The sequence below is a fragment of the Streptomyces sp. NPDC051133 genome (assembly GCF_040682635.1).
Lineage (GTDB): Bacteria > Actinomycetota > Actinomycetes > Streptomycetales > Streptomycetaceae > Streptomyces.
The window spans coordinates 1-13324 of record NZ_JBFBBK010000014.1 but is presented as its reverse complement, the minus strand read 5'-3'; the positions used below and the strand labels follow the sequence as shown (position 1 = coordinate 13324).

Annotated in this window: 12 protein-coding genes; 4 read left to right on the top strand and 8 right to left on the bottom strand. The window is 71.9% G+C overall.

Annotation, left to right across the window (positions count from 1 at the left end):
* The first annotated feature begins 93 nt into the window (after nucleotides 1-93).
* Entirely contained in the window at nucleotides 94-1530 is a 1437-nt protein-coding gene (locus AB0N17_RS16375; RefSeq protein WP_366011984.1) for a cytosine permease, read from the top strand.
* An 11-nt stretch (nucleotides 1531-1541) separates the two neighbouring features.
* Here AB0N17_RS16375 and AB0N17_RS16370 read toward each other — a convergent pair whose 3' ends face one another.
* The 4 genes from AB0N17_RS16370 to AB0N17_RS16355 all read right to left on the bottom strand — a co-directional run bounded on the left by AB0N17_RS16370 (nucleotide 1542) and on the right by AB0N17_RS16355 (nucleotide 5289).
* Entirely contained in the window at nucleotides 1542-2630 is a 1089-nt protein-coding gene (locus AB0N17_RS16370; protein WP_366011983.1) for a branched-chain amino acid aminotransferase, read from the bottom strand.
* Nucleotides 2631-2878: 248 nt separating this feature from the next.
* Complete coding sequence (locus tag AB0N17_RS16365; protein ID WP_366011982.1) at nucleotides 2879-3922, bottom strand: 3-isopropylmalate dehydrogenase; 1044 nt, start codon at nucleotides 3920-3922, stop codon at nucleotides 2879-2881.
* Nucleotides 3923-4014: 92 nt separating this feature from the next.
* Nucleotides 4015-4146, bottom strand: a complete 132-nt coding sequence (locus AB0N17_RS16360) for a hypothetical protein (RefSeq protein ID WP_366011981.1) — start codon at nucleotides 4144-4146, stop codon at nucleotides 4015-4017.
* Between the two features lie 234 nt (nucleotides 4147-4380).
* Nucleotides 4381-5289 (bottom strand): LysR family transcriptional regulator, encoded by a 909-nt coding sequence (locus AB0N17_RS16355; protein ID WP_366011980.1) that lies wholly within the window; start codon nucleotides 5287-5289, stop codon nucleotides 4381-4383.
* 102 nt (nucleotides 5290-5391) lie between these two features.
* Between AB0N17_RS16355 and AB0N17_RS16350 the strand changes: the two genes are divergently transcribed.
* Nucleotides 5392-6384, top strand: a complete 993-nt coding sequence (locus tag AB0N17_RS16350; RefSeq protein WP_366011979.1) for an NADP-dependent oxidoreductase — start codon at nucleotides 5392-5394, stop codon at nucleotides 6382-6384.
* Between the two features lie 145 nt (nucleotides 6385-6529).
* Here AB0N17_RS16350 and pruA read toward each other — a convergent pair whose 3' ends face one another.
* Both pruA and AB0N17_RS16340 read right to left on the bottom strand, forming a co-directional pair.
* Entirely contained in the window at nucleotides 6530-8161 is a 1632-nt protein-coding gene (gene pruA / locus AB0N17_RS16345; RefSeq protein WP_366011978.1) for an L-glutamate gamma-semialdehyde dehydrogenase, read from the bottom strand.
* Nucleotides 8162-8332: 171 nt separating this feature from the next.
* Nucleotides 8333-9259: a proline dehydrogenase family protein gene (locus tag AB0N17_RS16340; protein ID WP_366011977.1), complete on the bottom strand. Its 927-nt coding sequence runs from the start codon at nucleotides 9257-9259 to the stop codon at nucleotides 8333-8335.
* Nucleotides 9260-9442: 183 nt separating this feature from the next.
* On the opposite strand from AB0N17_RS16340, the gene AB0N17_RS16335 reads away from it, so the two are divergent.
* A complete protein-coding gene (locus AB0N17_RS16335) occupies nucleotides 9443-10714 on the top strand; it encodes a helix-turn-helix domain-containing protein (RefSeq protein ID WP_366011976.1) in 1272 nt (423 codons plus the stop codon).
* 8 nt (nucleotides 10715-10722) lie between these two features.
* Here AB0N17_RS16335 and AB0N17_RS16330 read toward each other — a convergent pair whose 3' ends face one another.
* A complete protein-coding gene (locus tag AB0N17_RS16330) occupies nucleotides 10723-10881 on the bottom strand; it encodes a hypothetical protein (protein ID WP_366011975.1) in 159 nt (52 codons plus the stop codon).
* Nucleotides 10882-10959: 78 nt separating this feature from the next.
* Nucleotides 10960-11544, bottom strand: coding sequence for a TetR/AcrR family transcriptional regulator (locus AB0N17_RS16325; protein ID WP_366011974.1), 585 nt, complete (start codon nucleotides 11542-11544; stop codon nucleotides 10960-10962).
* A 97-nt stretch (nucleotides 11545-11641) separates the two neighbouring features.
* On the opposite strand from AB0N17_RS16325, the gene AB0N17_RS16320 reads away from it, so the two are divergent.
* The gene (locus tag AB0N17_RS16320) at nucleotides 11642-13201 is read left to right on the top strand and encodes an MFS transporter (protein WP_366011973.1); all 1560 of its coding nucleotides are present in this window, start codon (nucleotides 11642-11644) and stop codon (nucleotides 13199-13201) included.
* Nucleotides 13202-13324 lie beyond the last annotated feature (123 nt).

Below are 13324 nucleotides of genomic sequence, written 5' to 3'. Positions count from 1 at the left end.
GAATTCATGGAACGGAAACATTGACATCCGGATTCCAGTAACTGAGATTGAACGTCGCTCTAACCTCAGGCGGCAGTCGAAGGAGACCAAGCCATGCCGATAGAACAGCGCGGAGTCGACACCATCCCGGACGAGGAGCGGACCAGCGGTCCGCGCGACCTCGTCTCGATCCTGCTCGGCTCCAACCTCTGCCTCGGAGTGATCATCTTCGGCTGGCTCCCGCCGAGCTTCGGGCTCGGCTGGTGGGCGTCGGTGAGCGCCGTCGTCGCGGGCACGGTCGTCGGCACCCTGTTCACCGCCCCGCTGGCGCTGGTCTCCCTGCGCACCGCGACCAACCTGTCCACGTCCTCCGGCGCCCAGTTCGGGGTGCGGGGCCGGCTCGTCGGCTCGATCGTCGGCCTGCTGCTCGCCCTCGGCTACACCGCGCTGACCGTGTGGATCGGCGGTGACGTGATGCTGGGCGTCCTCGGCCGGATGATCGGCCTGCCCGCGGACGGGGTGTCGTACGCCGTCGTCTACGCGGTGCTCGCCGCGGCGACGGTCGCGGGCGCGGTGTACGGCTACCGGGTGCTGCTCGCCATGTCCAAGGTGCTGGCCGTCGGCATGACCGCTCTGCTGGCGCTCGGGATCTTCGCCTACGCCCCGCACTTCACCACCGCGGCGCTGCCGGGTGCGGGCGGCTATCTGCTGGGCTCGTTCTGGCCGACCTGGTTCCTGGCCGCCGTCGCCGCGGGTCTGTCCGGCCCGATCGCCTTCATCACCCTGCTCGGCGACTACACCCGCTACATCTCCCCCGTCCGCCACAAGAGCCGCCGGGTGCTGCACGCCACCTGGCTCGGCCTGATCCTCGGCCTGCTGGTGCCGCAGCTGTTCGGCACCTTCACGGCGTACGCGGCCCGGGCTGCGACGGACTACGCGGGCCCGCTGGTGACGGCCTCCCCCACCTGGTACCTGATCCCGCTGCTGCTGTCCGCCTCGGCCGGCTCGGTCGGCAACGCGGGTCTGATGCTGTACTCCATGGGCCTGGACCTGGACGCGATCCTGCCCCGGGCCTCCCGCGCCCGGGCCACCTACACCGTCGCCCTCGTCGCCACCGCCTGCGTCTTCGTCGGGCACTACGCCTGGAACGCGCAGTCGGCGATGACCTCCTTCGTCCTGCTGCTCACCGCCATCGGCACCCCCTGGGCGGTCATCACCCTCATCGGCTTCGTCCGGTGCCGCGGGATCTACGACGCCGACGCCCTGCAGGTCTTCAACCGCCGCTCGCGGGGCGGGATCTACTGGTACCGGGCGGGCTGGAACGTCCGGGCGACCGCGTCCTGGGCGGTGGGCGCCGCCGTCGGCCTGCTCGCGGTGTCCCTGCCGTCGTACGAGGGCCCGCTCCTGCACCTGACCGGCGGGGTGGACTGCAGCTTCCTGCTGTCGGGCGCGGCCGGGGGGCTGGTGTACCTGCTGCTGACGCTCGCCGCGGAACGCACGAGGGCCGCCACGGAGCCCAGCGAGGAGTCCGAGGCGGCCCTGAGCCTGTAGCGGCCCGGCCGTCAGCCGACGCGGTGCATCCAGCCGTGCTTGTCCTCGGTCGTACCGCGCTGGAGGTCGAGCAGGGCGCGGCGCAGGCGCATGGTGACCTCGCCGGGGTTGCCGTCGCCGTGGGTCCAGGCGTCCGTCTTGGTCTTGACGTGACCGATGGGCGTGACCACGGCGGCGGTGCCGCAGGCGAAGACCTCGGTCAGGGCGCCGGAGGCGGCGTCCGCGCGCCACTGCTCCAGGGTGATCACACCCTCCTCGGCCGTGTAGCCGAGGTCGCGGGCGACCTGGAGGAGGGAGTCGCGGGTGATGCCCTCCAGGATCGAGCCGGTCAGCTCCGGGGTGACGATCCGGTCGCCGTAGACGAAGGCGACGTTCATGCTGCCGCTCTCCTCGACCTTGGTGCGGGTGACCGCGTCGAGGTAGACGACCTGGTCGCAGCCGTGCGCGGCGGCCTCGGCCTGCGGGAGCAGGGAGGCGGCGTAGTTGCCGCCGGTCTTGGCGTCGCCGGTGCCGCCGGGGACGGCGCGGACGTGGTCCTCGGAGACCCAGATGGTGACCGGCTTCACGCCGCCCGCGAAGTAGGCGCCGGACGGGGAGGCGATCAGCATGAACAGGTACTCGTTCGCCGGGTGCACGCCCAGCGCGGCCTCGGTCGCGAACATGAACGGACGCAGGTAGAGGGCCTCTTCACCGCCGTGCGGCGGGACCCAGTCGGCGTCCTGGGAGAGCAGCGCGTCCAGCGCGGCGATGAACAGGTCCTCGGGCAGCTCGGCCATGGCCATGCGGCGGGCCGAGCCCCGGAAGCGGCGGGCGTTGGCCTCGGGACGGAAGAGCGCGATCGAGCCGTCGGGCTGCCGGTAGGCCTTGAGGCCCTCGAAGATCTCCTGGCCGTAGTGCAGGACGTGGGTGGAGGGGTCGAGGGAGATCGGGCCGTACGGGACGAGCTGCGCGTCGTGCCAGCCGCGGCCCTCGGTCCACTTGATCGTCACCATGTTGTCGGTGAAGTGGCGGCCGAACCCCGGGTTCGCCAGGATCGCCTCGCGCTCGGCGGCGGCGAGCGGGGTGGCGGAGGGCTTGAGCTCGATCGTGGGCGTCGTCATGAGTGATTGTCCTTCACCGGTTGTAGTGACGGGCCGCGCTCACGCCCGTGACCGGCCTTCGCAGGCTTGTGCTAGGACGTCCGAGCTTTCCCTCATACCGCGGCTCCGCGTTCGATTATCGCGCGGCGGGCACGGCCGATGGAATCGGGGTGAAGGCGGCCCAGGGGTCGATGGTGGCACCCGGCGGGGACATGCGAAAGCCGCCGGGCGGTCGTCCGGCCCGGCGGCTTCTGGGGTGGAGCGCCGGGTCAGCCGGCTACTCGGGAGGCCAGCGCGTCGCCGATCTCCGAGGTGCTGCGGGCGGGCTTGCCCGTGCGCTCGGTGAGGTCGGCGGCGACCGCCTCGTCGATGCGGTCGGCCTCGGCGTCGTAGCCGAGGTGACGCAGCAGCAGGGCGACGGAGAGGACCGTGGCGGTGGGGTCGGCCTTGCCCTGGCCGGCGATGTCCGGGGCCGAGCCGTGGACCGGCTCGAACATGGACGGGAATTCCCGGCTGGGGTTGATGTTGCCGGAGGCGGCCACGCCGATGCCGCCGGAGACGGCCGCGGCGAGGTCGGTGACGATGTCGCCGAAGAGGTTGTCGGTGACGATGACGTCGAAGCGCTCGGGCTGGGTGACGAGGTAGATCGTCGCCGCGTCGACGTGCATGTACTCGGTGGTGACCTCCGGGTACTCCGCGGCCACCTTGTTGAAGACGTTCGTCCACAGGTGACCCGCGAAGGTCAGCACGTTGTTCTTGTGGATCAGTGCGAGCTTCTTGCGCGGGCGGGCCTGGGCACGCGCGAACGCGTCGCGGACCACGCGCTCCACACCGAAGGCCGTGTTGACGGACACCTCGGTGGCCACCTCGTGCTCGGTGCCCTTGCGGATGGTGCCGCCGTTGCCGGTGTAGGGGCCCTCGGTGCCCTCGCGGACGACGACGAAGTCGATCTGCGGGTCGCCGGCGAGCGGGGTCGCGACACCGGGCAGCAGCTTGCTCGGCCGCAGGTTGACGTGGTGGTCGAAGGCGAAGCGGAGCTTGAGCAGGAAGCCGCGCTCCAGGACGCCGGACGGCACCGACGGGTCGCCGATCGCGCCGAGCAGGATGGCGTCGTGCTGCTTGAGCGCGTCGAGGTCGGCGTCGGTGAGGGTCTCACCGGTGGCGTGGTAGCGCCGGGCGCCGAAGTCGTACTCCTTGGTCTCCAGCTTCACATCCTGCGGGATGACGGCGGAGAGGACCTTGAGGCCTTCGGCCACGACTTCCTGCCCGATGCCGTCACCGGGGATCACTGCGAGATCGATGCTGCGAGACATGCGGGCACCCTACTCCTCGTCCCATCCCATGACACGGCCTGTCCGCCATCCGGACAGGCCGTGTCGGGCGGGTACGGCTCCCGGCGCGTGGCTCAGTGGCCGGTCTCGCCGCCGTTGTCCCGGCGGTCGAGGGCGCGCTGGAGGGCGGCGGCGGCGTTCTTGCGGTCGGACTCGCTCGTGCGGGACACGTGGCGGACTCGGCGGCAGACGGTCGTCTCGGCCATGGGAATCGACTCCTTCGCAGACATGGAGCGCGGCATGAGGGGTCACGGAAGAGGTGACGAGACGCCGGATGGGGCGGTGAGCGACGGCCGCAGGGGTTGCCTGCACGGGGCCCGGCTCACGACCGCCCTTCGCTTGATCGAGCGAGACGTTCGGCTCCTACAAAAGTAAGGGAGCGGCCCGCCCCTGTCTGCACAATTACTCGGACTTCCTACTATCTGAGACGGTCGACCGGCTCACACCGCCCTGAGCTGGGCTTTCGCGCATTGGGGGGTCACCGGCCCGAGGGAGCGCAGCGCGCGGATCAGCGCCCGTACGGCGGTGGTGGCGGCCAGTTCGGGGGTGGTGACGTAGCCGACGGAGCGGTGCGGACGCGCGGGCCCGAGGTCGGTGATCTCCACGGTGGGCGGCGCCCCGGTGAGGGACAGCGCGGGCATGATCGCCATGCCGAGACCGCTGCCCACCATCGACAGCACCGCCCCGTCGTCCTCGGCGCTGACGGTCGCGGCCGGGATCCAGTCCTGGGCGGCCCACCAGTCGCGGGTGTACGAGCCGCAGTTCTCCGTCCAGTCGACGAGCGGCAGGGCGCGCGGGTCGGGGTGTCCCGCCGGGTGCACCAGGGAGTACGGCTCCTCCCTCAGCACCCCGCCGACCAGCCCGGCCGGCGGCGGCCCGCTCAGGGTGGCGATCCCGAGGTCGGCCCGTCCGGCGGCGACCTCGCCCGCTGTGCCGGCGCCCAGCTCCCGTACGACGGTGACGGTCACCTCGATGCCGGGGTGCAGGGCGGCCAGCCGCTCCAGGGCGGGCGGCAGCAGATGCAGGGCCGCGCTGCGGAACGCGGCGATCCGCAGCGGGCCGGCGAGCTCGCCGGTGTCCGCGGCCCGCACGTCGGCGGCCATCAGCCGCAGCATCCGCAGCACCCGCCGCGCATGGGCCGCGGCCCGCTCCCCGGCGGCCGTGGGGCGGGCGCCGAACCGGCCGCGCTCGAACAGCACGGCCCCCAGCTTCCGTTCGATGCCGCGGACCGCGTGGGAGACGGCGGACTGGGTGGTCCCGAGCCGGGCGGCGGCGGCCGAGAAGCCGCCCTCGTCGGCCACCGCGACCAGGGTCCGCAGCTCCTGCGGGGCAAGGTCGGCTGTCGTCACTCGGGGCTCCCACCTGCTGGTATGAGGGCGTTTCATGGATCGCCGGGTTCCATGAACCGTACCGTCTGCCCACCCGGGCCGGGCGTCCCTACGGTCCTTCGCATGACCGAGACCGCGCTCACCGTGCAACAGACCGCCCGCCCCACCGGCTTCCCCACGCCCGGCCACTTCCGCTTCGCCGAGTCCCCCGTCCCCGAACCGGCCCCGGGCACGGCCCTGGTGGAGAACCTCTACTGGTCCGTGGACCCCTACCACCGGGAGATGATGGACGGCGACTTCGAGCTGAACGCCCCGCTGGAGGGCCGCACCCTGGGCCGGGTCACCGCCTCCCGTACCCCGGCGCTGGCCGAGGGCGAGATCGTCCTCCACCGCCAGGGCTGGCGCACCCACGCGGTGGTCCGCCCCGAGGAGGTGCGCCGGCTCCCCCACCACCCCGGCGTCCCGCTCTCGGCGTACCTCGGCGTGCTGGGCGGCACGGGCCTGACGGCGTACGTCGCCCTCACCCGGATCGCCCGGCTGCGCGAGGGAGAGGACCTGTTCGTCTCCGGTGCGGCGGGCGGGGTCGGCACGGCGACCGGCCGCTTCGCCCGGCTGCTCGGCGCGGGCCGCCTGATCGGCAGCGCGGGCTCACCGCAGAAGGTCGCCCACCTGACCGGAAAGGTCGGCTTCGACGCGGCCTTCGACTACCGCACGGGCCCGGTGGCCGGCCTGCTGACGGCGGCGGCCCCCTCCGGCATCGACGTCTTCGTGGACAACGTCGGCGGCGACCACCTCGGGGCGGCGATCGGTGCGCTGCACGAGCGGGGCCGGGTGGCAAGGGTCGGCACGATCAGCCAGTACAACACCCCCGACGCCCCGCCGGTCGTCTTCGACCACGCCGACGTCGTGGAGAAGCGCCTGCGGATCGAGGGCTTCCTGGTGAGCGATCACCAGGACGTGCAGCAGGAGTTGTACGACTTCGCCGTACCGCATCTGCGGAGCGGGGCGCTGGTCGCGGACGAGACGGTGATCGACGGGTTCGGGCGGATCGTGGAGGCGTTCCTGCTGATGCTGCGCGGCGGGAACACGGGCAAGATCCTGGTGCGCGCGGTGTGACCGCCCGTCAGGTGAGGGCCGGCGTCCGCCGGTCGGGGACCGGTCGGGACCGGCCTCATGGGCACGGTCGTGCCCCGGGTATGGCGACGGGCCGGGAAGCCTGCTCGAGGGTCAGGCTTCCCGGCCCGTGTTCACGGGGGGCCGATCAGCCCATGTGCGGGTACGCGTAGTCGGTCGGCGGGACCAGGGTCTCCTTGATGGCCCGGGTCAGGGTCCAGCGCAGGAGGTTCTGGGGGGCACCCGCCTTGTCGTTGGTGCCGGAGGAGCGGCCGCCACCGAAGGGCTGCTGGCCGACGACGGCGCCGGTCGACTTGTCGTTGATGTAGAAGTTGCCCGCGGCGAAGCGGAGCTTCTCCATCGTGTAGGCGGCCGCGGCACGGTCGTTGGAAACGACCGAGCCGGTGAGGGCGTAGTCGGACACCGACTCCATCTGGGTCAGCATCTCGTCGTACCGGTCGTCCTCGTAGACGTGCACGGCGAGGAACGGACCGAAGTACTCGGTCGTGAAGACCTCGTTCTCCGGGTCGGTGCACTCGACGACGGTCGGGCGGACGAAGTAGCCGACCGAGTCGTCGTAGGTGCCGCCCGCGACGATGGTGCAGGTGGGGTCGGCCTTGGCGCGGTCGATCGCCGCCTTGTTCTTCGCGAACGAGCGGTCGTCGATCACGGCGCCCATGAAGTTGGACAGGTCGGTGACGTCACCCATGGTGAGGTAGTCGACCTCGGCGGCGAACTCCTCCTTGAAGCCCGAGTTCCAGATGGAGGCCGGGATGTAGGCGCGCGAGGTCGCGCTGCACTTCTGGCCCTGGTACTCGAAGGCGCCCCGGGTGAGGGCCGTCTTGAGGACCGCACGGTCGGCGCTCGGGTGCGCCACCAGGAAGTCCTTGCCGCCGGTCTCGCCGACCAGGCGCGGGTAGGAGCGGTACTTCTCGATGTTGTTGCCGACCGTCTTCCACAGGTACTGGAAGGTCTTGGTCGAGCCGGTGAAGTGGATGCCCGCGAGGTCGCGGTGGACCAGGGCGACCTCGGAGACCTCGATGCCGTCGCCGGTGACGAGGTTGATGACGCCCTTGGGCAGGCCCGCCTCCTCCAGCAGCTGCATGAGGAGGACGGCCGCGTGGGTCTGGGTCGGGGACGGCTTCCAGACCACCACGTTGCCCATCAGCGCCGGGGCGGTGGGCAGGTTCGCGGCGATCGCGCTGAAGTTGAACGGCGTGATCGCGTAGACGAAGCCCTCGAGCGGGCGGTGGTCCAGGCGGTTCCAGACGCCCGGGGAGTTGGCCGGGGGCTGCTCGGCCAGGATCTGGCGGGCGTAGTGCACGTTGAAGCGCCAGAAGTCGACCAGCTCACAGGGGCTGTCGATCTCCGCCTGCTGGGCCGTCTTGGACTGGCCGAGCATGGTGGAGGCGGCGATGGTCTCGCGCCACGGGCCGGCCAGCAGCTCGGCGGCGCGCAGGATGATCGCCGCGCGGTCGTCGAAGGACATCGCGCGCCAGGCCGGCGCGGCGGCGAGGGCGGCGTCGATGGCGTCCTGGGCGTCCTGCCGGGTGGCGCCCCGCAGGGTGCCGAGGACGGCCTTGTGGTTGTGCGGCTGGACCACCTGGAACGGCTCGCCGCCGCCCATCCGCTTCTCGCCGCCGATGGTCATCGGCAGGTCGATCGGGTTCTCGGCCAGCTCCTTGAGCTTGGCCTCCAGGCGGGCGCGCTCGGGCGAGCCGGGGGCGTAGCCGTGCACCGGCTCGTTGACGGGGGTGGGGACCTGGGTCACAGCGTCCATGAGATCCTTGACTCCTTGTACGTGAGCGGGTGTTCGGATTAGCCCTTGCTGACCATGCTGCGCAGGAAGAACCGGAGGTTGGCCGGCTTCTCCGCGAGCCTCCGCATGCTGTGCCTTCCCGGGGGACGACCCCCGGACCCCCGGCCGAGGCCGCGGCACAGCCTCGTTGCGTCAGCCACGGCTGATCATGCTCCTCAGGAAGAACCGGAGGTTGGCCGGCTTCTCCGCGAGCCTCCGCATGAAGTAGCCGTACCAGTCGGTGCCGTAGGCGGTGTACACGCGCATGCGGTGGCCTTCGGCGGCCAGGCGCAGGTGCTCGTCGCCGCGGATGCCGTACAGCATCTGGAACTCGTACTCGTCGAGCTTGCGGCCGGCCTTGTGGGCCAGCTCCTGACCGATGGCGATCAGACGCGGGTCGTGCGACCCGATCATCGGGTAGCCCTCGCCCTCCATCAGGATGCGCAGGACCCGGACGTACGCCTTGTCGATCTCGTGCTTCTGCTGGTAGGCGACCTCGGCGGGCTCCTTGTAGGCACCCTTGACCAGGCGCACCCGGCTGCCGGACTCCGCCAGGCGGCGGGCGTCGGCCTCGGTGCGGAAGAGGTAGGCCTGGATGACGCAGCCGGTCTGCGGGAAGTCCTTCCGCAGCTCCTCGTGGATGGCGAACATCGAGTCCAGGGTGGTGTGGTCCTCGGCGTCGAGGGTCACCGTGGTGCCGATGGCGGCGGCGGCCTCGACGACCGGCCGGACGTTGGCGAGGGCCAGCTCGTGGCCGCCCTCCAGCGCCTGCCCGAACATGGACAGCTTCACCGACATCTCGACCCGCTCGCCGAGCCCGAGCTCCTCGAGGTGCTCGATCAGCGCCAGGTAGGCGTCGCGGGCGTGGGCGGCCTGCTCGGGGGTGGTGATGTCCTCGCCGACGACGTCCATCGTCAGCTCCAGGCCCTTGGCCGTCAGGTCCTTGATGATCGGCACGATGTCGGCCACGGTCTCACCGGGGATGAAGCGGTCGACGACCTGCTTGGTCACCGGGGCCGCCGAGATCAGGCGTCGCATCCGGTCGCTGCGCGACGCGGCGAGAATCACGGGACCCAGCACGGGGCACCTCCACAGACAAGGACCAAATACGGCCACTACCCGACGATTCGGGTACGGCACGGAGAACCACCGTGAAACCTAAGGATCTCTCCGATCGTGGGCCATCGACAGCTGTCACGCATCCGTGCCCGGGATCTCAGACAGATGTATGAAGGGCGCCGGAAAATGGGGGAGAATGCCCGAGTGGCGGCGGAATTCAAGGCGGACTATCAGGAGCTGGTGGACGAGATCTCGGAGCTGCTGGGCGTTCCGGCGACTCTGGAGAACCGTGACTTCGAGCTGATCGCCTTCGGGGCGTACGACAGCGAGGACGAGCTGGACGCGTCCGCGCTGGACCCGGTGCGCACCCGTTCGATCCTGACGCGGCGCTCCACGGCCACCGTCCGGTCGTGGTTCGAGGGTTTCGGCATCACGCGCGCGACCGCACCGGTGCGGATCCCGGCGAGCCCGGAGGCCGGGGTCTACCGCGGCCGGATCTGCCTGCCGGTACGCCATCGGGGTGTCGTGCTCGGCTACGTCTGGCTGCTGGAGGGCGAGCCGGGGCCGACGGAGGCGCAGTTGGCCGCGGCGATGCAGGTGGCGGGCCGGATCGGCGCGCTGCTCGCGGACGAGGCGGAGGCCGGGGCGGGGCTGAGCCGTGAGCTGCGGGCGGTGCTCACCGCGGAGCGCGGCTGGCAGCGGGACATGGCGGTGGCCGAACTCCGCACCGCGCTCGGCAGCCGCGCGGACGGTCCCCTCACCCTGGTGTGTGTCGCCCCCTGGCCGTCGGCCGACCCGGACGACGCCCCGGCCGCCCGGACGATCCCCCATGCCGCGGCGCTGTGCACGCTGCCCTGGGGGGCGTCGGGGCAGAGCCTCGCCCTGCTGGTACGGCTGCGGACCACGCAGACGAGCACACCGGCGCTGGCGGCGGCCGCGCGGCTGCTGAAGGAGGCCGAGGGAGCGCGGGGGGCGTCGGGGAGCGCGGCGCGCGGGGCCGGGGCGCGGGTGGCCGCGGCGGCCGCCGCGGGCTTCACCGGGCCGGGCCCGGCCGCCGCGGGCACCGGATGCGCCGCCGGGGTGGGCGAACCGCGCAGCGGGCTCGCCGAGCTGGGGACGGTGTGGCAGGAGGCCGCCGCCGCGGCGCGGGCCGCGCTGGCCGAACCGCGGTTCGGGCCGGTCGCCGAGTGGGCGCGGATCGGGCCGTACCGGCTGCTGACCGCGCTCCCGGGGCAGGCCGCGCACGATCCCGTGGTCGGCCCGCTCCTCTCCCCCGCGCACCGCGAGCTGGCCCGCACCGCCGAGGTCTACCTCGACTGCGCGGGCCAGGCCGGGCGCACGGCCGCGGAACTGGGCATCCACCGGCAGACCCTGTACTACCGCCTGTCCCGGGTGGAGCAGCTGACCGGTCTGGACCTGGACGACGGGGAGGACCGGCTGCTGCTGCACATGGCGCTGAAGCGGGCGCGGCTGTAGCCGGTGCGTCAGGCGCACTGCCCGGACCGGGGCCCGGTCACGGTGTTGCCGCTCCGGCGCAGCTCCGGTTCGTTGCCGGCGCAGGACAGCGGGCCCTCGACCCGGTTGTCCCGGAAGGCGGGCAGTGACTCCTCGGGCAGCGGGCCGCCGCCGCTGTTGCCGGCCACCAGCACCCGGTCGGCCGCGCCGAAACAGGGGCGCCGACTGGGTGATCCTCCAGGAGACGGCGGCGCCGGACGGCGGGGTCAGCCGTTCGCGGCGGCCCGCGCGATCCGCCGCAGTCCCTCGGTGAGCTGTTCCGCGGTGGTCGCCGATTCGGGGTCGAACAGCCACTGGACCATCAGGCCGTTGAGCAGGGTCATGTAGAGGCGGCCCTCGGTCTCGCTGGTCTCCTCGTCGAGGTCGGCCTCCGGGATGCCGCTGAAGAGGGAGACGAGCCCCGAACGGCCCTCCTTCTGCGCCTCGGCGAGCAACTTGCGGACCTCGGCCATCTTTTCGTCCTGGAACATCAGCTCGAAGCTGAGCATCCAGATCGCCCGCGCCTCGGGCACGGTGCGGATGATGCTCGTCCACACCTCCCGGAAGCGCTCCAGCGATCCCGGAGGCTGTGTCATCTCCCCGCCGAGGGAAGGGTCGAAGCCCTCCCCCACGCCCTCGATCAGCGCGATGTACGCCTGCGCCAGCAGCGCGTCCTTCGAGCCGTAGTGGTAGCCGATCGAGGCCAGGTTGGTGCCCGACTCCTTGACGACGTCCCGCGCGGTCGTGCGCAGGAAGCCCTTGGCGAGCAGGCAGCGCTTGGCGCCTTCGAGCAGATCCTCACGGTGTCCCATGCCGGCCACCCTACTCCCGATCCATACAACCGTCCTAGACGCCTGAATTATACAATCGTTCTAGACAAGCGTTTAAGACGCGCGTACATTCCTCGGCATGACGAACCCGACGAGCACCACCCCGACCGCGCCCCCGCCCTCCCCGGCCCGCGCCGGACGCCGCGAGTGGACCGCTCTCGGCGTGCTGATGCTGCCGCTGCTGCTGGTCTCGATGGACGTCTCCGTCCTGTACTTCGCGACTCCCGCGATCAGCGCCGATCTGCACCCGAGTGGCACGCAGCAGCTGTGGATCTTCGACATCTACGGCTTCGTCCTGGCCGGCCTGCTGATGACGATGGGCTCGCTCGGCGACCGCATCGGCCGCCGCAGGCTCCTCCTGGCGGGCGCCGCCGCCTTCGGCGCCGCCTCGCTCCTCGCGGCCTACGCCGACAGCGCCGAGACCCTCATCGCGGCCCGCGCGGTCCTCGGCATCGGCGGCGCGACCCTGATGCCGTCCACGATGGCCCTGCTGCGCACGATGTTCACCGACCCGGCCCAGCGGACGAAGGCGATCGGCCTGTGGTCCGGCGTGATGACCGGCGGTATCGCCCTCGGCTCGGTGATGAGCGGCATCCTCGTCGAGCACTTCTGGTGGGGCTCGGTCTTCCTGGTCAACCTGCCCGCCATGGCGCTGCTGCTGCTCCTCGGCCCCGTGCTGCTGCCGGAGTCGAAGGACCCGGCCCCGGGCCGGTTCGACTGGGTGAGCGTCCCGCTGTCGATGGCCGCCGTGCTCCCCGTGATCTACGGCCTGAAGGAGATCCCCTCCGAGGGCTGGCACCCGCTCTACGTCGTCTCGGTCACCGTCGGCCTGCTCTTCGCGGCCCTCTTCGTCCACCGCCAGCGCACCAGCGCCTCCCCGCTGATCCCGCCGGCCCTGCTCAAGGGGCACGGCTTCACCCCCGCGCTGGTCCTGAACCTCGTCGCCGCCCTCGCCATGATGGGCTCGGCCATCTTCACCACCCAGTACCTGCAGTCGGTCCTCGGCAAGAGCCCGCTGTCGGCGGCCCTGTGGGCCCTGCTGCCCTCGGGGTTCATCGGCGTCGCCGGGCCGCTCACCGCGCAGCTCGTGCAGCGGGGCGTCAACCGGGGGTACGTCGTCGCGGGCGGCTTCGCGTCCATGGCGGCCGGCTACGCACTGCTCGCCTGCACCGGCACCGACTCGCTGTGGCTGGTGCTGACCGGCGCCGGGGTCCTCGCCTGCGGGATGGTCGCGGTCGTCTCCCAGCTGACCGACCTGGCGATGAGCGGCGCCCCGGTGGAGCGGGCGGGCACGGCCTCCTCGCTGCTGGAGACCAGCGCCGAGTTCGGCGGCGCGCTCGGCATGGCCGTCCTCGGCTCCATCGGTACGGCGGTCTACCGCCACGAGATGCCGGCCGCGGCGCCGGCCGCGGCCCGCGAGACCCTGGGAGACGCGCTCGCCACGGCCGCCCGGCTGCCCGGCCGAACCGGTGCGGACCTGCTCACCACGGCGCGGGAGTCGTTCACCAGCGGCATGCAGGGGGCGGCGATCGCCGGAGCGGTCCTGCTGGTGCTGGCGGCGCTCGGAGCGGCGGTGACGCTGCGGCGGATCGAGGTCAGGGCCGACGAGCAGGCGGGAGGGCAGACGGACGGGCGGTAGAGCTGGAGAACGCCGGACGGGCCGAGGAGCCCGCACCGAGGCGTTCACCTGGCTGACCGGCGCGGTCGCGTTCGGGCAGGCCGCCGCCGTCACCGTCGCCGGACAGCTGGAGGACCGGCTGTG